The 19,533-nt window shown below is 52.8% G+C and carries 23 protein-coding genes; 5 read left to right on the forward strand and 18 right to left on the reverse strand.

The window, feature by feature from the left end; all coding sequences use genetic code 11:
- Window positions 1–105 precede the first annotated feature (105 nt).
- The 3 genes from CV945_RS14185 to CV945_RS14195 all read right to left on the reverse strand — a co-directional run bounded on the left by CV945_RS14185 (window position 106) and on the right by CV945_RS14195 (window position 3,663).
- Window positions 106–1,116: an ABC transporter substrate-binding protein gene (locus CV945_RS14185; RefSeq protein ID WP_100660013.1), complete on the reverse strand. Its 1,011-nt coding sequence runs from the start codon at window positions 1,114–1,116 to the stop codon at window positions 106–108.
- A gap of 127 nt (window positions 1,117–1,243) precedes the next feature.
- Window positions 1,244–2,788, reverse strand: coding sequence for a fatty acid--CoA ligase family protein (locus tag CV945_RS14190; protein WP_100660014.1), 1,545 nt, complete (start codon window positions 2,786–2,788; stop codon window positions 1,244–1,246).
- A gap of 140 nt (window positions 2,789–2,928) precedes the next feature.
- Window positions 2,929–3,663 carry an MBL fold metallo-hydrolase gene (locus tag CV945_RS14195; RefSeq protein ID WP_044746238.1) on the reverse strand — a complete coding sequence of 245 codons (735 nt, stop codon included), beginning with the start codon at window positions 3,661–3,663 and terminating at the stop codon, window positions 2,929–2,931.
- Between the two features lie 150 nt (window positions 3,664–3,813).
- Here CV945_RS14195 and yhfH point away from each other — a divergent pair, with 150 nt between their 5' ends.
- Entirely contained in the window at window positions 3,814–3,951 is a 138-nt protein-coding gene (gene yhfH / locus CV945_RS14200; protein WP_020958812.1) for a protein YhfH, read from the forward strand.
- Window positions 3,952–4,089: 138 nt separating this feature from the next.
- Here yhfH and CV945_RS14205 read toward each other — a convergent pair whose 3' ends face one another.
- From CV945_RS14205 to CV945_RS14235, 7 genes are all read right to left on the reverse strand, one after another.
- Window positions 4,090–4,662: a TetR/AcrR family transcriptional regulator gene (locus CV945_RS14205; RefSeq protein ID WP_044746239.1), complete on the reverse strand. Its 573-nt coding sequence runs from the start codon at window positions 4,660–4,662 to the stop codon at window positions 4,090–4,092.
- A 190-nt stretch (window positions 4,663–4,852) separates the two neighbouring features.
- Window positions 4,853–6,292 (reverse strand): protoporphyrinogen oxidase, encoded by a 1,440-nt coding sequence (gene hemY, locus CV945_RS14210; RefSeq protein ID WP_100660015.1) that lies wholly within the window; start codon window positions 6,290–6,292, stop codon window positions 4,853–4,855.
- Complete coding sequence (hemH, locus tag CV945_RS14215) at window positions 6,285–7,232, reverse strand: ferrochelatase (protein WP_044746241.1); 948 nt, start codon at window positions 7,230–7,232, stop codon at window positions 6,285–6,287. Before hemH ends, hemY begins: the two co-directional genes overlap by 8 nt.
- Window positions 7,233–7,247: 15 nt before the next feature.
- On the reverse strand, window positions 7,248–8,285 hold the full coding sequence (gene hemE, locus CV945_RS14220; RefSeq protein WP_044746257.1) for a uroporphyrinogen decarboxylase: 1,038 nt from the start codon (window positions 8,283–8,285) through the stop codon (window positions 7,248–7,250).
- 190 nt (window positions 8,286–8,475) lie between these two features.
- Entirely contained in the window at window positions 8,476–9,876 is a 1,401-nt protein-coding gene (locus CV945_RS14225) for a hypothetical protein (protein ID WP_100660016.1), read from the reverse strand.
- 204 nt (window positions 9,877–10,080) lie between these two features.
- Complete coding sequence (locus CV945_RS14230) at window positions 10,081–11,295, reverse strand: ABC transporter permease (protein WP_100660017.1); 1,215 nt, start codon at window positions 11,293–11,295, stop codon at window positions 10,081–10,083.
- On the reverse strand, window positions 11,292–12,029 hold the full coding sequence (locus tag CV945_RS14235; protein WP_100660018.1) for an ABC transporter ATP-binding protein: 738 nt from the start codon (window positions 12,027–12,029) through the stop codon (window positions 11,292–11,294). The genes CV945_RS14230 and CV945_RS14235 overlap by 4 nt, the downstream gene beginning before the upstream one ends.
- A gap of 465 nt (window positions 12,030–12,494) precedes the next feature.
- Between CV945_RS14235 and CV945_RS14240 the strand changes: the two genes are divergently transcribed.
- Window positions 12,495–12,917: an HIT family protein gene (locus tag CV945_RS14240; RefSeq protein ID WP_063330289.1), complete on the forward strand. Its 423-nt coding sequence runs from the start codon at window positions 12,495–12,497 to the stop codon at window positions 12,915–12,917.
- 77 nt (window positions 12,918–12,994) lie between these two features.
- On the opposite strand, the gene CV945_RS14245 is transcribed toward CV945_RS14240, so the two are convergent.
- Window positions 12,995–13,840, reverse strand: coding sequence for a peptidylprolyl isomerase (locus CV945_RS14245; RefSeq protein WP_100660019.1), 846 nt, complete (start codon window positions 13,838–13,840; stop codon window positions 12,995–12,997).
- Between the two features lie 266 nt (window positions 13,841–14,106).
- Between CV945_RS14245 and CV945_RS14250 the strand changes: the two genes are divergently transcribed.
- Window positions 14,107–14,196: a YjcZ family sporulation protein gene (locus tag CV945_RS14250; RefSeq protein ID WP_020958800.1), complete on the forward strand. Its 90-nt coding sequence runs from the start codon at window positions 14,107–14,109 to the stop codon at window positions 14,194–14,196.
- A 75-nt stretch (window positions 14,197–14,271) separates the two neighbouring features.
- On the opposite strand, the gene CV945_RS14255 is transcribed toward CV945_RS14250, so the two are convergent.
- Complete coding sequence (locus CV945_RS14255) at window positions 14,272–14,451, reverse strand: hypothetical protein (RefSeq protein ID WP_033011590.1); 180 nt, start codon at window positions 14,449–14,451, stop codon at window positions 14,272–14,274.
- Window positions 14,452–14,645: 194 nt separating this feature from the next.
- Between CV945_RS14255 and CV945_RS14260 the strand changes: the two genes are divergently transcribed.
- Window positions 14,646–14,987, forward strand: a complete 342-nt coding sequence (locus tag CV945_RS14260; protein ID WP_033011588.1) for a YhaI family protein — start codon at window positions 14,646–14,648, stop codon at window positions 14,985–14,987.
- Here CV945_RS14260 and CV945_RS14265 read toward each other — a convergent pair.
- Window positions 14,980–15,585 carry an HTH-type transcriptional regulator Hpr gene (locus tag CV945_RS14265; protein ID WP_198518520.1) on the reverse strand — a complete coding sequence of 202 codons (606 nt, stop codon included), beginning with the start codon at window positions 15,583–15,585 and terminating at the stop codon, window positions 14,980–14,982. The genes CV945_RS14260 and CV945_RS14265 overlap by 8 nt on opposite strands.
- Window positions 15,586–15,743: 158 nt before the next feature.
- Between CV945_RS14265 and yhzF the strand changes: the two genes are divergently transcribed.
- The gene (yhzF, locus tag CV945_RS17975) at window positions 15,744–15,929 is read left to right on the forward strand and encodes a membrane protein YhzF (protein ID WP_483299651.1); all 186 of its coding nucleotides are present in this window, start codon (window positions 15,744–15,746) and stop codon (window positions 15,927–15,929) included.
- A 112-nt stretch (window positions 15,930–16,041) separates the two neighbouring features.
- On the opposite strand, the gene CV945_RS14275 is transcribed toward yhzF, so the two are convergent.
- From CV945_RS14275 to yhaM, 5 genes are all read right to left on the reverse strand, one after another.
- Window positions 16,042–16,566 (reverse strand): tryptophan transporter, encoded by a 525-nt coding sequence (locus tag CV945_RS14275; protein ID WP_047817848.1) that lies wholly within the window; start codon window positions 16,564–16,566, stop codon window positions 16,042–16,044.
- Window positions 16,567–16,659: 93 nt separating this feature from the next.
- On the reverse strand, window positions 16,660–17,742 hold the full coding sequence (gene serC / locus CV945_RS14280; RefSeq protein WP_033011662.1) for a 3-phosphoserine/phosphohydroxythreonine transaminase: 1,083 nt from the start codon (window positions 17,740–17,742) through the stop codon (window positions 16,660–16,662).
- A 123-nt stretch (window positions 17,743–17,865) separates the two neighbouring features.
- Window positions 17,866–18,054 (reverse strand): sporulation YhaL family protein, encoded by a 189-nt coding sequence (locus tag CV945_RS14285; RefSeq protein ID WP_033011581.1) that lies wholly within the window; start codon window positions 18,052–18,054, stop codon window positions 17,866–17,868.
- Window positions 18,055–18,161: 107 nt separating this feature from the next.
- The gene (locus CV945_RS14290; RefSeq protein ID WP_033011579.1) at window positions 18,162–18,290 is read right to left on the reverse strand and encodes a hypothetical protein; all 129 of its coding nucleotides are present in this window, start codon (window positions 18,288–18,290) and stop codon (window positions 18,162–18,164) included.
- A 24-nt stretch (window positions 18,291–18,314) separates the two neighbouring features.
- Window positions 18,315–19,292 (reverse strand): 3'-5' exoribonuclease YhaM, encoded by a 978-nt coding sequence (yhaM, locus tag CV945_RS14295; protein ID WP_063330292.1) that lies wholly within the window; start codon window positions 19,290–19,292, stop codon window positions 18,315–18,317.
- Window positions 19,293–19,533: the final 241 nt, after the last annotated feature.

The following is a 19,533-nucleotide window of genomic DNA, read 5'->3' on the forward strand; positions in this document are numbered from 1 at the left end:
AACAGAGTCGGAATTTTGTTCCGTTTGGTAAAATATACAAAAACCAGAGAGGGCTGACTCCAAAAGTCCGCTTTTTGGCGGACTTTTGGGTCAGCCCCCGGCCGTTTATTCAATATACTCAGCGATCGAATCCCATTCCGGATTGAGCTCAATCCCCATTTCTTGCGCGGCTTTTTTGTTGATGACAAGCTTCAATTTTTGCGGATACTGAACCGGCAGATCGGCCGGCTTTTTGCCGTCCTGCAAAATTTGCGCCGCCATTTCCCCGGCTTCATAACCGATGTCATAATAGTCGAACCCATACGCCGCAAACCCGCCGCGCTTCACAGAATCAAGCTCGCCGACAAACAGCGGAATGTCATGCTCGTTCGCCACTTGAATGACCGATTCCAACGCGGACACCACCGTGTTGTCAGTGATGATATACAGGCAGTCCACTTTGCCGACAAGCGATTCCGTTGCCTGCTTCACTTCAGCCGAGGTCGATACCGACGCCGAAACGACTTGCAAATCGGTTCCTTGCATCGCCTTTTTCACCTGCTCGATTTGAGCGACGGAGTTTTGTTCGCCGGCGTTGTAGACCATGCCGACACGGTTGCCTTTGATATATTTGTCAATAAACTGCACCGTTTTCGGAATCGCCTCCGGGTGCGTATCGGTCGTGCCCGTCACATTGCCGCCCGGCTTTTCCATCGATTGGACGAGCTGGGCGCCGACCGGGTCGGTCACCGAAGTGAACACGATTGGAATGTCTTTTGTCGCATTGAGCGCCGCCTGCGCGCTTGGCGTTGAGTTGGCGAAAATCAAGTCGACGCCGTCCGAAACAAAATTATTGGCGATCGTTTGGTTGTTGCTTTGGTCGCCTTGGGCGATTTGCACGTCATACTCAACGGACAGCCCTTTGTCTTTTAACGCCTGCTGGAATCCCTTGCGCGCCGCATCGAGCGACGGATGCTCGACAATTTGCGTCACGCTGATATGGTATGTTTTTTCCTTCCCGCCTTGTCCGCCGCTTCCCTCGCTGTTTGTTGCCGTTTCTTTCGCTCCGCCGCAGCCGCCAAGCAATAAAAAGCCGGCTGCACACACCGCGGCGAACCGCCGAATCGATTGGCCCATGATCCCATCCCCCTATGTAGAGAAGTTTAGTCCTTTTAAACTTTTATGTGTTAAATTATATAAATTTATCTACTTGTTTTCAATATACTATTCAAAAAAAAGAAAAGGTGCTGAAAATTCAGCACCATCAAGCATGGGAAGACGCGAGCTGCTCTTTTAACGCCCGCCGCAAGATTTTTCCTGTTGCATTTTTCGGCAACTCATCGAGGAAGCGGATTTCACTCGGCACTTTATATTTCGCCAGTCGTTCACGGCAGTAGGCGAGCAGCTGCTCTTCGGCCAGCTCCGGTTGTTTCTTCACCACAAACGCCAGCACCGCCTCGCCGTAATCCGGATCCGGCACGCCGATCACCGCGGCTTCAACGACATCCGGATGGCTGTACAGCACTTCTTCGACTTCGCGTGGATACACGTTGTAGCCGCCGACGATAATCATCTCTTTCTTTCGGTCGACGATATAGAAATAGCCGTCCTCGTCCATGCGCGCCAAATCGCCGGTGTGCAGCCAGCCGTCGCGCAAGGCGGCCGCCGTTTCTTCCGGCATTTTGTAGTACCCTTTCATGACGTTCGGGCCGCGCACAACAAGTTCACCGACTTCGCCGACAGGCACTTCTTCACCGTATTCATTGACGACCTTGTTCTCAACATTTTTAATGCTTGTCCCGATCGAACCGGGCTTGCGCGGCCGATCGAGCGGATTAAAGCAGGTGACAGGGGACGCCTCCGAAAGCCCATATCCTTCCGAAATGATGACGTTGAACTTTTTCTCAAAGTTTTCAAGCAAAGCGACCGGCATTGAAGCGCCTCCTGAGATGCAAAGGCGGAGCGTCCGCAAATCGTCCGCGCTTCCACCTTCGTACTGATAAAGGAAGTTGTACATCGTCGGCACACCGGCAAAAATCGTCGCCTTTTCCTCTCGGGCCAGGGCAAACATGGCGGCCGGGCTGAATTTCGGCATAATGAGCACCGTTCCCCCGTTCATAAGCGGAGCATTGAGCGCCACGGTCAAGCAAAAGACATGAAACATCGGCAGCGCGGCAATCACGCGGTCATGTTCATCGATTCCTAAATAGTCAGCCGTATCTTGGGCGTTGCTGTACAAGTTTTTATGCGTGAGCATCGCCCCTTTCGGCTTGCCGGTCGTCCCCGATGTGTACAAAATGACGGCGACATCGTCATCACCCAGTTCAGGTCCGGTAAAGTCCGGGCTGCCGTCCGCCAACACTTCTGCAAACGATTTCATCCCTTCCGACAGCGAAACACCTTTCTCCTTCCCTTCCGGCGTTTCACAAACGATCGCATGCTCGAGCAGCGGAAGCCGCTTCTTCGCCTCCACAAACAACGGAGCGAGCAAATCGAGCCCGATTACCGCTTTGACGTCGCCATTAAGCAAAATATACCCAATTTCTTCCGGCGTATAAATCGGATTGATCGGGATGACGGTCGCTCCGAGCCGCAGCGCCCCGTACAGGCCGATGACAAATTGCGGCGAATTGCCAAGCAATAAGGCGATGTGATCCCCCCGGCGAATGCCAAGCTGCGCCAATCCGTCGGCAAACCGCGACACCGCGGCGTCCAATTGTTGATACGTGCATCGTTCCCCCATAAACACGTACGCTTCTTTGTCCGGTAGTTGTTTGGCGATTTGCGCCAACCGCGTCGTTAAGTTCATCCAATCTCCCCCTTAAAAATGAATGAATGACCATTCATTTTTCAAGTAAAAAAATTCGAACTATAATTTATTATAAAAAAAAAAACGGCGAAGGACAAGCGAAAGCGCTTCCCTCGCCGTTTTTTTTTCGCTGCTTTTCGCTACTGCGCCCACACTAAGCCGGTGCGGGCGAGGCGAATAACGCCGCGGAACGTCCGCTCCGCTTCTTCAACGAGCTGTTCGTGCCTGCCAATGTGCGGCAAGTGCGTCAACCATAGTTCACCAACGCCCGCCCCCTCGGCGATGGCCGCCGCTTCCTCGCTCGTCATATGGCCGGCCGGCGCCGCGTTTTGTCCGGCGTAAAAATTGCACTCGCAAATGAGCAAGTCAGCTCCTTTTGCAAACGGTATAAATTCCGGCATGTAGCTCGAATCAGCCGTGTACACGACCGTGTTGCCGCCGGCAGTGATGCGCATCGCATAACACGGAACCGGATGGACTGTTTTCAAAAATGAAAGCGAAAACGGACCGACCGCAAGCACCTTGGCCGGGTCATAAGGAATCCCTTCCGTAATGCCGCTATGCGTCAGGCGGGCGAAGGCCGCCTCATCTTCTTGGTGGCCGTAAATCGGCAGCACCGGCAAATCCGCCCCTACATTTTTATGAATGAGGCGCGCATATTGGAGCGGGCCGATATCGGCGATATGATCATAGTGATAGTGGGAGACGACAACCGCATCCAAGTTTTCTACAGCCGTGTAGTTTTGCAGCTTGGCGAGCGCCCCGCTTCCGCAGTCGACAAGCATGCGAAACCCGTCATGCTCAAACAAATAAGCGGATGTCGCTTCATTGGCGGCGGGAAACCCTCCCCAATAGCCGATGACTGTCACTTTCATTTCCTTTCCTCTCCTTCCACCCATTTTGTCTTCATCATACACGACGGCTGCCTTTTTTTCATCTTTGTTGATTTTGTTTTAAAACACCTATTGACATTTTTATCTGTGTTATAATACAATAAAATCACCAAGACAACGGAGGGGATCACAATGTTGATGAAAGTGTTAGAATTTTTCAAAAACCTGCCACCGAAAAAGTGCTCGCAATGCGGCAAAACGATCGACGAGCAGCACGAGTGCTACGGCAACACATGCTCTGACTGCCTTGGCGCCGCTTACCGCCACTAGGTGAGCGGACGCTGCCCTTGCGTCACGATGCCGGCTGCCCCGCCGGCAATAGGCTGTTCCCCGATGCAGCCTGCCTTTTTTGCTTTAATGCCCCCGTGTGCGGGGCGTTTTTTTTTACACAAAAAAAGAGAGGATCATCTACTGCGATAATCCTTGCAAAAAGTAAAGCGCAAACAGCTCAGCAATCTGTTCTTTTGTCAGCGGCTCATGATCTTTTTCCCAATCGACGATCAAGGCAATGTACACTTTCAACATTAAAAAGGCGGTAATTTCCGAATTGCACGGGCGAATTTCCCCTTTTTCCACCGCTGCATCAATTTTTTTCCGAATGAACTCCACCATGGCCCGGTCGAGCTTGGCCAGCACATCCTGCACCACTGCGGTGCCGATGCTGCGCACTTCCTGGAGCAGCTTCGCCGTCAGCTGATGGCGCTGGCGAAACTCTAAAATGCGGTATAAGGCGCGGTGGACGTTTTCGGAAAACGGCAGCGCCGGGTCCATAGCCCGCTCCGCTTCTGACTGGATTTCGACGATCAACGAAGAAACGATTTCACCAAGCAGCTCCTCTTTGCTTTTAAAAAACGTATAAATCGTTCCCTTGCCGACATTGGCGAGCTTGGCGATTTGTTCCATCGTCGTCGCTTTGTAGCCGAATGCCGCAAACGATTGGGTTGCCGCCTCGATAATTTGCCGTTTACGGTCGCTTGCCATTGGCCTCATCCTTTAATTTGACTAAATGAACGATTTGGTCAATTCGTATCCATTATACTATGCGGCCGTTTTCCCGTAAAGCCCTTAAAAACGCCGCCCAGCTTCCCGAAACGGCGGCACCCCTTGTTCTAGGGAACAGCGCGGCCGGACAACGGAATACACGGGCCGCCTAACGGTACAAGGCGGCCCGCTAATGGGCGCGGCTGTACATCCCGACCGGCTGGTGTTGTTCCGTTTGGCGCAAGTAGTCAAGCACATCACCGACCGCCTTCTCTCCTTGGTCAATGCAATCCGGCAATCCGAGCCCTTCGTATGAGCTGCCGGCCAAAAACACCCCCGGCAGCGCATCGCCCATCTGCCGTTTAATGTGCGCCAGCCGCTCGCGGTGCCCGACCGTGTATTGCGGCATGGCCCGCTTCCAGCGCGAGATGACGGCAAACTCCGGCCGGCCGTCAATTTTCATCACTTTACTTAAATCATCCAACACAACGCGGACAATCTCGTCATCCGGTTGATCGACGATCTCCTCATCGCCCGGGCGCCCGACGTAGCAGCGCAAGAGCGCCTTGCCAGGCGGCGCGGTGTGCGGCCATTTTTTGTGCGTCCACGTGCACGCCGTCAGCGTGTAATCGCTGCGGCGCGAGACAACAAACCCAGTGCCGTCAATATCTTGACGGATCGCTTCCTCTGGAAAAGCAAGCGCGACCGTCGCCACCGACGTCAGCGGCACGGACCGAAACGGGGCGAAAAACGGATAATCAGCGAACATATCCGGCACGACATGGTGCGGCACCGCAACAATGACGCTGTCCGCCTCCCACGTTTCACCATTGCTGAGCCGCAGCTGATACGCTGAACCGACGCGGACGATCCGCTCGACGCGCGCCCCTTTGACGACGCTGCCTGGCTCAAGCCGCTTTTCCACCTCTTCGACGAGCGACTGCAAGCCGGTTTTTAACGTCTGAAATGCCCCTTTTCGCTCCTTCTGTTCCTTTGGCGTCGTCCGTTTCGCACCGCGAACGAGGCTGCCGTATTTTTGTTCCAGCTGAAAAAACTGCGGGAACGTTGCCATTAAGCTCATTTCGTCGATGTCGCCGGCGTAAATGCCAGACAGCAGCGGTTCGATCAAATTGTCCACCACTTCATCGCCTAAACGGCGGCGAAAAAAGCGGCCAAGCGGCATATCACCATCGACTTTCACCGGCGGCAGCACGAAGTCGAGCGCCGCCCGCAGCTTGCCGGCCGGCGAAAACAACCCGGTCGCCACAAACGGGGCGATGCGCGTCGGGATGCCCATCACCGCTCCGCCTGGAATCGGGTGCAGCTTTCCATTGACCAAAATGTACGACTTTCCGGTCGCATTATGAACGATTTCCCGTTCGAGCCCGACTTCTTTCACAAGGCGGAATGCGCTCGTTTTCCGCGCCAAAAACGAGTCCGGCCCCCGTTCAATGACAAAACCGTCACGAACGACCGTCTGCACTTTTCCGCCGAGCCGGTGCGTCGCCTCGACAAGTTTACACGTCACTGGCAGATGCTGTTCTTTAGCCGCTTTTTGCAAGTAGTAGGCGGCCGCGAGACCCGTAATGCCGCCGCCGATAATCACAACCGTCCGTTTTCCTTCACTCATGCTTACCGCCTTCTTTTGCGAGCCGCTTTAACACGACCGTCGCCAATGCATCAATAAACAGCGGATCGGTATTCGGCATCTCCGGCCGGTAATAGCGGGCGCCAATTTCTTCGGTTACTTGCTTGCATTCAATATCGTTGTCATACAACACTTCCAAATGGTCGGCGACAAAACCGACCGGCGCATAAACGAACGACGTATAGCCGTGCTCTTCATGGAGCTGGCGCGTCAAATCTTGCACGTCCGGGCCAAGCCATGGCTCCGGCGTGCTGCCGGCGCTTTGCCAGCCGACGGCATAGTGGGCGACGCCGGCTTGATCAGCAATTCGTTTCGCTGTATCTTCGAGCTGCGTTGGATACGGGTCACCGGCTTGAATAATTTTTTCCGGCAAACTATGGGCCGAGACGATCAACACCGCCCGTTCCCGCTCTTGTTCCGGCATGGCATCAAAAATGGCTCTCACTCGTTCGGACCAATATTGCAAAAACTTCGGCTCGTCATACCACTGGTCAATCGTATAAATAACCGGGCCGCCAAGCTTTTCCGCCGCCGCTTTGGCCCGCTCGTTGTACGAGCGGATGCTGAATGTGGAATAATGCGGCGCCAGCACAATGCCAACCGCCTCTTTTATGCCGTCGGCGTGCATGCGTTCAACCGCGTCCTCAATGAACGGCTCAATATGTTTGAGCCCTAAATACATGCGAAACTCGACTTCATCTTGCACTTCGTTCAGCCGCTCCTCGAGCCGTTTCGCCTGCTCTTCCGTAATTTTCGCCAGCGGCGACAGGCCGCCGATGGCTTGATAGCGCGCTTTTAAATCCTCGATTTGTTCCTGCGGCGGCTTCCTCCCGTGGCGGATATGCGTATAATACCGTTCAATATCGTCTTCCTTGTACGGCGTGCCGTACGCCATCACAAGCAGTCCGACAATGTTCTTCATTGTGTTGCACCTCGTTTACTTTGCTGAAGTATACTCATGGATAAAAGCCGTCAGCCGCTTCAAAGTCGCTGGCTGCACATCAGGGAAAATGCCATGTCCCAGGTTAAAAATATAGCCCGGCTGCTCCATCCCCTCGTCCAAAATGCGTTTCACCCGCTCTTCGATCACATTCCATGGAGCGAGCAACACCGCCGGATCCAAGTTGCCTTGGATGGCTTTCACAATGCCTTGGCGGCGCGCCTCCCGAATTGACAGCCGCCAATCAAGGCCGATGACGTCAAGCGGCAAATCGTTCCACTCGCGCGCCAAATGGCCCGCCCCGACGCCAAACATAATGAGCGGCACGCCTTCCTCGCGCAAAGCGGCAAAAATGCGCGCCATCGCCGGCTTAATAAACACCCGGTAATCGTCCGCATTCACCGCCCCGACCCAAGAGTCAAAAATCTGCACCGCGCTCGCCCCGGCCTGAATTTGCGACCGCACGTAGCGGATCGTCATCTCGGCGAGCTTGTCCATTAAGGCAAACCATGCCTTCGGTTCCGCATACATAAACGCTTTTGTTTTATGGTAATTTTTTGATGGTCCGCCTTCAATCATGTAGCTCGCCAACGTAAACGGCGCACCAGCAAACCCGATGAGCGGCACATCCAGCTGTTCGTTGACAAGGAGCCGAATCGTTTCAAACACATACGGCACATCATGTTCTGGATCAATCTCCCCAAGCCGCTCGACGTCTTGAAGCGAGCGAATCGGATTGGCGATCACCGGCCCGATGCCGCCCTGAATCTCGACGTTCACGCCAATGGCCGGCAGCGGCGTCATAATGTCTTTATATAAAATCGCGGCATCAACGCCGTATTGTTCGACCGGAAGCCTCGTGACATAGGCGCACAGCTCCGGTTCATGCGTAATCTCAAACAGCGAGTATTTTTCTTTCAGCGCCCGGTACTCCGGCTGCGACCGGCCGGCTTGCCGCATGTACCAGACCGGCACATAATCCGTTTTCTCGCCGCGGCAGGCGCGCAAAAATGTATCGTTGATCCGTCTTGTCATCTCCATCCGCCTTTCTTTTCCCCAATCGAGCTGTCCGTTTCCGATTTTTTTGCTTATCTGTTTTTCACTATACAGGTTTCCCCGCTCAATGTATAGAGAAGGAAACAAACTGTCAAAAAATCGACCGATTTTCAGCCCATGACCATTATACCAAAAAAGCTGCCCTGGCCGCACAGGACAGCTTTTTTCGTCAGATCAGAAACATGGCGACAACGGTTGTGACCGCCAGACCGACCGCTACCGGAATCAAGTTGCGCCGCGCCAACTCAAACGGATCGACGCCGCAAATGGCCGCTGCCGGGATGAGCGCCCACGGAACAAGCGTGCCGCCGCCGACCCAAATGGCAGCGATCTGGCCGAGCGCCGTTAACGTGGCCGCCCCGCCGCCAATGGCGACCGCAAACAAATGGGCGACCGAACCAGCGAGCGAGATGCCGGAAAACCCGGAGCCGTCAAGACCGGTAATCGCCCCGACAATCGTGAGCGTCACTGCCCCGATTTCGTTGTTCAGCGGCACTGCATGAGCCAAGGCGACCCCTAAATCGTTGACAATGCCCTGTGACGCCTGCGGCAAGTAGTCGCCGATAATTTTTACAAATCCGGCATCGCCAAGATAGAAAAAGGCGGCAATCGGAATGACAGGACCGAACACTTTAAATCCGAACTGAAATCCTTCAATAAAGTAATTGGTCACTTCAGCAAAGCTCTCTTGCCGGTGGGCTAAAACGGAAATGAGGATCAAAATAAAAATCGCGGTTCCGCCGACTAAGGCTGTCGCCTCGCCGCCTTGCAAGCGCAAATAAAACATCGCGATGACGTCAAGGGCAAACAACACCGGAATCAACAGCGCCAGCCATTTTTTCGCCGTCTCGGCGAGCAGTCCTTCCGTTTTTTCGAGCGCCGAATCCGTGGCAGCAGCGATTTCTGCATCGCCGCCCACCAAACGTCCTTGCTTCATGTCGCGGCGCAGCAAATAAAACGCGGTGACGGTCGTGACCGCCCCCATGACAAACACGAGCGGCACACTAGCGGCGATGACGTCGCCAACCGGCAGGCCGGCTGCATCGGCGGTCAGTTTCGGCGCCCCTTGAATGATGAAATCGCCGGAAAGCGCGATGCCATGCCCAAACAAGTTCATCGCCATCGCCGCTCCTAACGCCGGCAAGCCCACCCGGACCGCTGCCGGCAACAGCACCGCCCCCATTAAGGCAACGGCTGGAGACGGCCAGAAAAACCAGGAGATGACCATCATCAAAATCCCGATCGTCCAATACGCCCAAGCCGGCGTGCGGATCAAGCGGACAAACGGCGATACCATGACATCATTGATGCCGGTCGCCGACAACACTTTGCTCATCGCCACAATAATAGAGATGACTAAAATCGTCGGCAATAGCTCCGTAATCGCGTAAATAAAGCTGTTAAACACTCCGCTGACCGCCGCGCTCAACGAATGGGTAGCGACCGCCGCCAATAAAAAGATGCCGGCAATGCAAATGAGCGATGTATCCTTGCGGGCGACCATAAACCCAATAATGAGCACGATGAACAGCAAGTAAATCCAGTGCAGCGCCACAAGCTCTACACCCATACACAATCCCCTTTCTCCCCAACTTCCAGCCCGGCCCGCCGGACATGCGCCTGGGCTGGTGTACTACAGCATATGAAGCGGGAAAGAAGGTGTGAAACAAAAAAGAAGCGCTGCGCTGGGAGAGCATCAAGCAGAAACAGCACGTTAAGGGCTTTCCGTCGCCCCTTTCAAAAAAGAAAGACGCCGGCCTTGGCTCGAAAAGCGCTAATAGCCGGCGTTGGCCCTCCGGCGCGGGCGTCCATAGCGCCCGGCCGCCCAGATCCCCCACGCGTTTCCGCCCACCCAAGTGGCAAGCCAAAGAAAACGGGGGGAGACAGCAGCCAATACAAGGTGAAACAACGTATTTTGCGCGATGAGCAAGATGGCGAACAGCCGCATGGCAGCGGCGGGCGATTCCGTCCGCGGCAGCGGGTACAGCCGCGTCCATAGCGAATAACGGTGGCGATGAGGAAGCGCCGCCAATTGAACAGCGGTCGCATACAACACCAAAAGCACCGTGGCCGCCCGCATGTATTCATGGTCGGCCGCCGCGAGCACGACGCATCCGATGGCGGTTAGCCGCACATACAGCCCTGCGTACCCGCCGGCGCGCAAAAACGTGCGTGCATACAAATGGAAAAAGACGTGCCGCGTCCCGTACGGAATAAAGGCCAGCAACGGGTCGAGCCAACGCCGCCGCTTCGCCGTCTCCCGCCATTCCGGAACGTCCGTGAACAAGTTGGCCACCCGGTAAAACAATCGGGCTGCGCGCTGCTCTTCGGCGATGAGCCGCTCCCACTTCCATGTTTTCCCTTCTGTCCATCGCCATAAGCAGACGGAAAGAGCGGCCATCAACGCGGCGACCGTTCCGAAAAACGGCCACGGCGCCGCCGCCAGCCAAAAGTACACGACAAGCGCCGATGCGCCCAAGCGGACAAGCGCGCTCCAACGATGAAACGACGGTTCAGCAATGTAATTCCCCTTCCAACTCGCCCATAAATTCCATAGTTTTAAACAGACGATGCCGAGCAAAAAGAGCGGCCACGGCACCGGCGAAAACCGGACATGGAGCGGTCCGGCCGCCAAAAGAAGCAAACATAGGCCGTAGGAGTGCCACACTGCAGAGAAAACAAACGCCCGGCGAATATATGGACGCAGCCGGCGCTCGGCCGGCAGCAAAAACACCATATCCGCTTCACGAAACAAGGTGCGCACCGAGCCTGACGCCGCCGCCCAGCCGAACACGACCGCCGCAATAGCCGGATACGGAAACGAGTCAGGAAGCGCCGCCGCCCAGCGCTCGTACATCACCGCTATGCCGCCAAGCACAATGATCAAACCGACGAGCAAATGGTCGTTGAACATATAGCGCAAGTAGCGGATCCGTTTTCGCCATTCCAATTGGAAACGCTGCTTCCAAAGACGGCGGGCGTCAATCATGGCGCATCGTCCTTTGTCAATTCGACGTACAGTTCATCAAGCGACGCCCCCCGCAGCCCGAACTGGCGGCGGATGTCATCAAGCGTTCCTTTCGCTTTCACGCGCCCTTGGTGCAAAATGACAAACGAGTCGCAATACCGCTCGGCCGTTGCTAAAATATGGGTTGATAACAAAATGCCCGCCCCCTTCGCCTTTTGTTCATTCATCCGCTCGAGCAGCGCATGAATCGCAAGCGGATCAAGGCCAAGAAACGGCTCGTCGATCATATAAAGAGGCGGTTCAAGCAAAAAGGCGCAAACGATCATCACTTTTTGTTTCATCCCTTTGGAAAAATGGGCCGGAAACGAAGAAAGACGCCGCTCCAATCGAAACTCGCGAAGCAGCGGCGGAAGGCGGCGTTCATACTCTGCTTCGCTCAACCCGTACGCCATCGCTGCTAGACGCAAATGTTCCTCAAGCGTCAATTCTTCATACAACACCGGCGTTTCCGGAATAAAGGCAAACTGCTTCCGGTACGCCTCCGGCTCGGCCGCGAGCGTATAGCCGTTGATCGAAACCGTCCCGCGGCGCGGCTCCATCAAACCGATAATATGTTTGATTGTCGTGCTTTTCCCGGCCCCGTTCAAGCCAATCAAGGCCACCATTTCGCCGCGCTCAACCGAAAATGTCACATCCTCAAGCACGTTTTGCGCCGTGTAGCCTCCGGATAGATCCTTCACTTCTAAAAGCGTCATCGTCCGCTCCCTTTCCGTTCTGGCCTTTGTCCCCATTGTACCAAACTATAGCCTCGCTTACCAAAAAAGATCACACCGTTCTTTTGCATAAACTCACTCAAGCCGGGCATGATAAATAGCGAAGAGGGGATGAGGAATCAAAAAGTTGATGAACGATCCATCCGAAATGGGGTGTTCGTCAAAGACACCGTTGTGAGCCGCAAAACGTTGTAAACGTTCCTAGGAAGCGACCATCGCATTCGTTGCTGGGAAGCAACGAGCCTGTCCAAAGGGGATGGTCACGTTGAACAAAGGAAGCGCTCACGCCGAACCAATTTTTGCTGCAAATGGGGTGTTCATCAAACGCACATTTGCTTGAATCATCCTCTCCCCTTTTCACCAACCGGGATGTAACCGCATGCGGGATTACATCCCGGTTTTTTTATGGTAAAATGAAGAAAACGAAAGGAAAGGGTGACCGTTCCTATGAGTGATTGCATTTTTTGCAAAATCGTCAACGGCGAGTTGCCGGCGGCGAAAGTGTACGAAGACGAGCATGTGCTTGCCTTTTTGGACATCAGCCAAGTAACGAAAGGGCATACGCTTGTCATCCCGAAAGTACATACGGAAAACATTTTCACCCTCACGTCGGAGGCGGCCGGCCGTCTGTTTCGCGCCGTGCCGGTAATCGCCAACGCGCTGAATAAAGCGTTTTCCCCCGTCGGGCTCAACTTGCTGAACAACAACGGCGAACAGGCCGGGCAGACGGTGTTCCATTACCATCTTCACCTCATTCCACGCTACGGCAAAGGGGATGGGTTTGGCGCGGTCTGGAAGTCGCATGCAAGCGACTATACGCCCGCTGACCTGCAGGCGATCGCGGCCGCCATTCGCGAGCAGCTCGGCTGATCTCCCGTTGTTGAACAGCAGAAAGGTCAAGCCCACAAATAAAAAAACGGAAGCAGGGATGTTCTGCTTCCGTTTTTTTACTGTTTTCCTTGCTGCTCGATCACATCTTGCAAATCTTTGTCTTTGATCTCAACACCGGCATCTTTCACCAATTTGTCCACTTTTGACTGCATCGTCGCAGGATCAAGCTTGTTCCGTTTGACTTCAAACGCAATTTCGTCTTTCATTTCGTTGAACGACTTTTTCTTTTCTTTGTCCGTCACTTTAATGATATGGTAGCCGTAATCCGTTTTCACCGGATCGCTCACTTCGCCGACTTTCAGCTTATAGGCGGCTTCTTCAAACTCCTTGACCATTTTCCCCGGTCCAAACCAGCCTAAATCGCCGCCGTTGGATGCCGATCCTGGATCTTGCGAATACTCTTTCGCCAGCTTCGCAAAGTCTTCGCCTTTCTCGAGCTTCGCTTTCACTTCTTTCGCTGTTTTTTCATCTTTTACCAAAATATGGCTGGCACGAATTTTCGGTTTATAGTTATCGTAATATTCTTTCAGTTCCTTATCGGTCACTTTAATATCTTCGATCGCCGCCTTTGTCCGCAGCAAATCAAGCTTGACCATGTCACGGATCACTTTTTCTCCGTTTTGCTGTACAGCCAAGTCGTATTGCGTGCCGTACGCCTCTTTGATCCGCTCGATTTCACGGTCAATTTCCTCATCGGTCACTTTATACTTTTTGCTCAATACTTTTTCATCAATCAAATCGCGAAGCACCGTCTTGCCGACGCGCTCTTTCATCTCATTGTAAAATTCGTCTTTTGTAATGTCGCCGTTTTTCGTTTCAACAACTGCCTCTGAATCGCCGTTGTTGCACGCCGATAACGCCATAAGCGAAACAACGACGGCGGCTGCCATCCACTTTTTCATCTGTTTCACAACCCCTGCATCTTTTTCATTATTTTACACTGTCCGGTTTTGTTCAGCGCCAGACCCCCCCCGCGGGCGCGCCCTGAAGCGGCGCCAAGGGAAAAGCGCCTGTCCGCTTGAACCACGACAATAACTATACCATATTTCCAGCGAAAAAAAAACCTTTTTCCATGTTAGTCATCCGCCCATAACATGTACGCTTGCCATACATATGATGGAGATGAAGCGCCGCGGCAGGCTTCTTCTCGCCGAAAGGGGGTGTTACGATGAGCGCACCTTATGCCGGAGGCTTTGCGTTAATCGTTGTGCTGTTTATTTTGCTGATCATCGTCGGCTGCGCCTGTGTCATCTACTAAACAAAAGAGGGTGTCCCCCGAAACCGGGAGCACCCTCTTTCTTCCTCTTTCCCGATCGGCCGCACCGGCTCCTCGTTATGTAAACAACACTTCAAAATAAGAAGAAATCAATAAAATCGTAATCAGTACGTTGATCGTCCGGAAAACCGCCGGCTGCTGCTCCTCCGGGATGTCTCGCTGCGCACAAAGCGAGTGGGTGAGCTGATTCACAAAAAATAAAACCGCCACTGCCAGAGGGATAAAGTAAAGCGCCAAAACTCTTCCCCTCCTTCTCATCTTCACCAAACACCGTCCATGGCTTTAACTTTACCTCGTCCGCCGCCGGAAATCAATCTTTTTTCTCTCGAAAAATACGGTGAAGCGATTTTCCCTATTGGTGAATGCGCACAAATCCGGTAAAATATACGTAAACACGGTTGCACTTTATGCCAGCCAAAGGAGCACGGTGTATGGAGTCGTTGGAAAAGCGAGTGGCCAAGCTCGAATTTCACCAGTCATTGTTGCTGGAAATGGTCGATGAAACGAAAAAACCGTTTTACTCCCTTGTGATCCGCGCTGATTTGACCAAAGAAGAAGTCGACGCATTCCTATCGTTTTGCCAAGAGCTCGCCGAGCAATATGAGCGGCAAAAAGCGGAAGGGTTGACGATTTTCACCCCTCTGCTCGTGCAGTTTGCCGGGATGCTCCATCCGAACCTTCCGCTCGAACAAACGGTTGACGCCATGTTGGCCCAACAACTGTTTGTGCCGCTGATGACCGAGCTGAAAACGCTCATTCAAACCGTCAATTAGCCTGGCTGGCCAGCTCTTTCTCCTGCTCTGTCGCTTTCGCCGTCCGCCTGACGAGCTTGCCGTCTTGCTCGACAAAGTCTTCCTTAATGTTCTCAAACGCCCGCTCAAAAATCTCCATAAAATCGTCTCCATAAATGTTGCGGACGATGCACATCATTTCTAAAATTTCAGGAAACTTCCCGTACAGCTCGCGCAGCGGCAACGCCCCATTAAAGACCGCATTTTTCGTCGGGTCGTACGTTTCCATCAGCTTCATCAGCACTTCTTCGCCTTTTTCGGTCAACTCAATGTACGTATTGCGCTTGTCGTCTTGCTTTTTGGAAAACGAAAGCAACCCTTTTTCTTCCAGCTTTTTTGAAAAGTTAAAAGCTGTCGAAACGTGCATCACACCAAATTTAGCAATTTCTGAGATCGATGCCCCTTTAAAATGGTAAGCAATCCATAAAATATGATGCTCATTAATGTTCAAATCGAATGGCTTGATCCATTGCTGCCAGTCTTTTTCAATCGATTTCCATAGCGCCTTGCTCAGCTGGGCGATCCGTTGGCTAAATAGCATTGCCTCTTTAACGGAATAATGCTGTTCTGTCCCCTTCATCGTTCCACCCACTCTTTCCCTCACCGTATTTTTTATTTCCTATTATATCAATAAAACAAAAGAGAATAAAGACAAAAATATTTATTTTTATGATTTTTTTTGCATATTCATAGTAATAAACCTAAGGAGACTGCCGCATACAGGAGGAAAACGCAATGATGTATATACAATGGATGCTTGCCGTAATCGGATTCGTATTTTTCTGTCTTTTTATAAACACTTTCTTTTCTTTATGGAAAGCGCGGGCGTACCCGCCAAAGGCGCTGCTCAAAGAGCAAGCTTTGCGCTATATTGGAATAGCATCGCTTTGTCTGTTTGCCGCCTGGCTTCTCAGCTACGCTTAGCGTTTGTTTGAATTTTCAAATAAAGAAAGGCAGGGAACGAGCTGCAAACCAGCATCGTTCCGCCTGTTTGATAGCAAAAAACCCGACCAGCCATGATCGGGTTTTTTGCCGTTTACACGTGCGCTGTGACGTTCATCCGCCGGAAAATGGACGCCGCAATCGGATAGATAATGGCCATGGCCACCGCATTTAACGCCGCGGTTGGCAGCACAATCGTGACAAACAGCGCAGAAAAGGTCGTTCCACCCGGCAACCCAACAATAAGGAGCGCCGCGGTTAAAAACACCGCCCCGGAAATGACGGTGCCGACAGCCGCCAGCACCGCCGCCCCGGCCACTGTCTGGCTGTACTTTTTCACCGCAAAGATCAGGGCAAAGACGACGAAGGCCGTGATGATTTTGTCGATCATATTCGGCAGCTGCCCGCCCGGAAATGTCGTCGTCATGGCGGAAATCAACCCGGTGGCGACGCCGACAAGACCGGCTGCCTTGACGTTTGGAAACAGCAAAATCGCCAACACCATCATCGCCAGCATCATATCCGGCTTCATTCCGAAAAACAACCCCGGAATGGCGGCGTGCAACACGGCTCCGATTCCGACTAACAGCGCCATCAATACTAATGTTCTGGCATTCATGCTCATCTCTCCTCATCTCTCCTCATCTATTCTCATGCTCGAGAATTTTCTATTATTATATCACTTTGCAGTACAAAAGTGAAGAAGAAAGTTTCAGGCAAAGCGGCGGCGAAAATCGTTCATAAACGATGCGAGCGCTTCGCACGCCTCAAGCGGCACCGCATTGTAAATCGACGCCCGGCAGCCGCCGACCGATCGGTGCCCGCCGAGCCCGACAAACCCGTGTTCTTTCGCCTCAGCGAGGAACGTTTTCGTCAGCTCCTCATTTGGAAGCGTAAAGGTGACGTTCATGAGCGAACGGCTCCCCTTTTCGGCGTGCGGTTTGTAAAAGCCGCCGCTTTCATCAATCGCCTCATACAGCACGGCCGCCTTTTGCCGGTTGCGCTCTTCCATCGCCGCCACACCGCCTTGCTCTTCGACCCATTCGAGCACGAGCGACAGCATGTAAATGGCAAACGTCGGCGGCGTGTTGTACAACGAATTGCTCTTCTGGTGCGTCCGGTAATCCAGCATCGTCGGCAGCCCATCCGGAATGCGCTCCAGCAAATCGTTGCGAAGAATGACAACCGTGACTCCTGACGGCCCGAGATTTTTTTGCGCCCCGGCGTAAATGAGGGCAAACTTGCTGACATCGAACGGCCGGCTTAAAATGTCGCTCGACATATCCGCGACCAGGTCAACCGGCGTGTCCGGAAATTCCTTCCACTGGGTACCGAAAATCGTGTTGTTGGACGTAATATGGACATAGGCGGCATTTTTCGGCCATTTCACATCATCGAGCGGCGGAATATACGTGTAGTTCGCCTCTTTGCTCGACGCGACAACCGTTGTCAAGCCGATTTTTTGCGCTTCTTTCAGCGCTTTCTCCGACCACGCCCCGGTCAGCACATAACAGCCGATTTTCCCTTCCGTGAGGAGGTTCATCGGCACCATCGAAAACTGCAAGCTCGCCCCGCCTTGCAAAAATAAAACGTCATACCCGTCCGGCACGCCAAGAAGCTGCTTGAGCCGCTCTTTTGCCGCATTGTGCACCGCCTCGTATTCCTTGCTTCGATGGCTTAATTCCATCACCGACATGCCAGTGTTTTGAAAATTAAGGAGCTCTTTTTGCGCCCGCTCGAGCACCGGAAGCGGAAGCGCGGACGGGCCGGCGTTGAAGTTGTATGCTCGTTTCATCGTCATCCCTCACTTTGCCTCCTGGTAGTCCGTTGATATTACTATCCTAACACGATTCAAAAAAAAAGAAAGAGAATTTTTTGAAAAAAGCGTTTTCAAAAATCAAAAAAAGAAAGCCCTTGGCTATTGCAAGGACTTCGCTTGCTTCCGCCGCTCCCGTTCTTGACGGATGCGCTCCATATAAATTTCGCCTTCTTTTTCTATAAACGCCTCGTCGATTTCCCGCTCGCGCGCCGCTGTTTTTACAGTCATGTAGCCGCTGAAAATAATGCCGGCCACGACCAAATAAATCCACCATGGCAAACTGAACATCGCCATCCCCTCCTTGTACGCTTGTCTTACTACACTATACGCGTGAACGGCCAGCTGTATGCATGAAGAAAGAGGCGGGGACACCGCCTCTTTCCTCGGGACAACGCTTATGCTTCGTTTCGCTTCTTCTTTGTTTTCTTCTTCGCTTTCTTCCACTGTCGGCGCAGTTCGCTCAACGTTTCTTTCGCCTGTTCGTGCTGGGATGTCGGGACGATTTCAATGATCGGTTCGATCACGGTTTCATCCCTCCTTTGCCAGGGCTATTTGTCATTACCCCCATGCCCCGGCTTTGAAACAGATAAAAACACCGGCTTGTAAAACGAGCGATTGTCAAGGGCAAAGACGCGTTCGGTGAATTCACCTGGTTTTACTTTCTCAAGCGCACGGTCGATCATCGTAATTTTCGCATCCAAATTGTCAATGTAATGAAGCACCTCGGCTTCTTTGACAAGCGGCGGCTTCGGACTGCCCCATTCCGCCTTGCCGTGATGCGACAACACGAGATGCTGCAAAATGACGACTTCCTCACCTTGAATGCCGAGCTGTTCCGCCGCCTTGCTGATCTCGCTCACCATGATCGAAATGTGTCCGAGCAAATTTCCTTCCAGCGTATACACCGTCGATACCGGACCAGATAATTCCATCACTTTGCCAAGGTCATGCAAAATGACGCCGGCATAAAGCAAGTCTTTATTGAGCGACGGATAGAGATGGACGAGCGCCTTGGCGAGTTCAAGCATCGACACGACATGATACGCCAGTCCGGAGATGAATTCATGATGGTTTTTCGTCGCCGCTGGGTACTCAAAAAACGCCTTTTCGTATTTTTTCAACAAATAGCGGGTAATGCGCTGGATGTTTGGATTTTCCATCGCAAATATGTATTCCATCACTTTCGCCTTCATTTCCTCGCGCCCGAGCGGAGCCGTCTCCAAAAAGTCATCGATGCGCACCGCATCGCCCGGATGAGCAGGACGGATCGAACGGATGCGCAACTGCAATTTGCCACGGTAGTTATGGATGTCTCCCGCCACTTTGACGATGCACTCCGGCACATACCGCTCTTCATCATCTGGCGAGACATCCCACAGTTTCGCTTCAATGTCGCCGCTTTTATCTTGCAAAATCAACGTTAAGAACGGCTTGCCATTGCTGGCGATGCCTTTCGTTGCGGATTTGATGAGCAAAAAGAGATCAACTTGTTCCCCAACCTCATAATGGATGATGCCTTTCGCCACTTCGTTCTCCTCCGTTTCTCTGTACGTATTTTCTAGTATATCATAACGGGCAAAGGGCAAAAAGAAAGCCTTGCCGAAACGGCAAGGGAACATTAGCCCAAACGGCCCGTCCACTGTTTATTTTTTTGTCAGCTGGATGGCCCGTTTTATCTTAATTAGGCGAGAAGACTCCCACTTCAACGAAGCGAAGCGGAGTAAGTGGGAGATGAATCGCCTTAACTATATTTTGCTGAAAATAGGA

The organism is Geobacillus sp. Manikaran-105, assembly GCF_002809955.1.
Classification (GTDB): Bacteria; Bacillota; Bacilli; order Bacillales; family Anoxybacillaceae; genus Geobacillus; species Geobacillus thermophilus.

Excerpts from the sequence above, each read along its gene's own strand:
- CV945_RS14195 (WP_044746238.1), bottom strand. The coding sequence starts at position 3,663 with ATGAAAGTGACAGTCATCGGCTATTGGGGAGGGTTTCCCGCCGCCAAT.
- CV945_RS14185 (WP_100660013.1), bottom strand. The coding sequence starts at position 1,116 with ATGGGCCAATCGATTCGGCGGTTCGCCGCGGTGTGTGCAGCCGGCTTT.
- CV945_RS14245 (WP_100660019.1), bottom strand. The coding sequence starts at position 13,840 with ATGAAAAAGTGGATGGCAGCCGCCGTCGTTGTTTCGCTTATGGCGTTA.
- CV945_RS14285 (WP_033011581.1), bottom strand. The coding sequence starts at position 18,054 with ATGTTCAGTTTGCCATGGTGGATTTATTTGGTCGTGGCCGGCATTATT.
- CV945_RS14205 (WP_044746239.1), bottom strand. The coding sequence starts at position 4,662 with ATGGCAAGCGACCGTAAACGGCAAATTATCGAGGCGGCAACCCAATCG.
- yhfH (WP_020958812.1), top strand. The coding sequence starts at position 3,814 with ATGTTGATGAAAGTGTTAGAATTTTTCAAAAACCTGCCACCGAAAAAG.
- hemE (WP_044746257.1), bottom strand. The coding sequence starts at position 8,285 with ATGACAAGACGGATCAACGATACATTTTTGCGCGCCTGCCGCGGCGAG.
- CV945_RS14235 (WP_100660018.1), bottom strand. The coding sequence starts at position 12,029 with ATGACGCTTTTAGAAGTGAAGGATCTATCCGGAGGCTACACGGCGCAA.
- CV945_RS14225 (WP_100660016.1), bottom strand. The coding sequence starts at position 9,876 with ATGGGTGTAGAGCTTGTGGCGCTGCACTGGATTTACTTGCTGTTCATC.
- CV945_RS14265 (WP_198518520.1), bottom strand. The coding sequence starts at position 15,585 with ATGAAGGGGACAGAACAGCATTATTCCGTTAAAGAGGCAATGCTATTT.
- CV945_RS14275 (WP_047817848.1), bottom strand. The coding sequence starts at position 16,566 with ATGAATGCCAGAACATTAGTATTGATGGCGCTGTTAGTCGGAATCGGA.
- hemY (WP_100660015.1), bottom strand. The coding sequence starts at position 6,292 with ATGAGTGAAGGAAAACGGACGGTTGTGATTATCGGCGGCGGCATTACG.
- yhzF (WP_483299651.1), top strand. The coding sequence starts at position 15,744 with ATGTATATACAATGGATGCTTGCCGTAATCGGATTCGTATTTTTCTGT.
- CV945_RS14190 (WP_100660014.1), bottom strand. The coding sequence starts at position 2,788 with ATGAACTTAACGACGCGGTTGGCGCAAATCGCCAAACAACTACCGGAC.
- serC (WP_033011662.1), bottom strand. The coding sequence starts at position 17,742 with ATGAAACGAGCATACAACTTCAACGCCGGCCCGTCCGCGCTTCCGCTT.
- CV945_RS14250 (WP_020958800.1), top strand. The coding sequence starts at position 14,107 with ATGAGCGCACCTTATGCCGGAGGCTTTGCGTTAATCGTTGTGCTGTTT.
- CV945_RS14260 (WP_033011588.1), top strand. The coding sequence starts at position 14,646 with ATGGAGTCGTTGGAAAAGCGAGTGGCCAAGCTCGAATTTCACCAGTCA.
- hemH (WP_044746241.1), bottom strand. The coding sequence starts at position 7,232 with ATGAAGAACATTGTCGGACTGCTTGTGATGGCGTACGGCACGCCGTAC.
- CV945_RS14240 (WP_063330289.1), top strand. The coding sequence starts at position 12,495 with ATGAGTGATTGCATTTTTTGCAAAATCGTCAACGGCGAGTTGCCGGCG.
- CV945_RS14230 (WP_100660017.1), bottom strand. The coding sequence starts at position 11,295 with ATGATTGACGCCCGCCGTCTTTGGAAGCAGCGTTTCCAATTGGAATGG.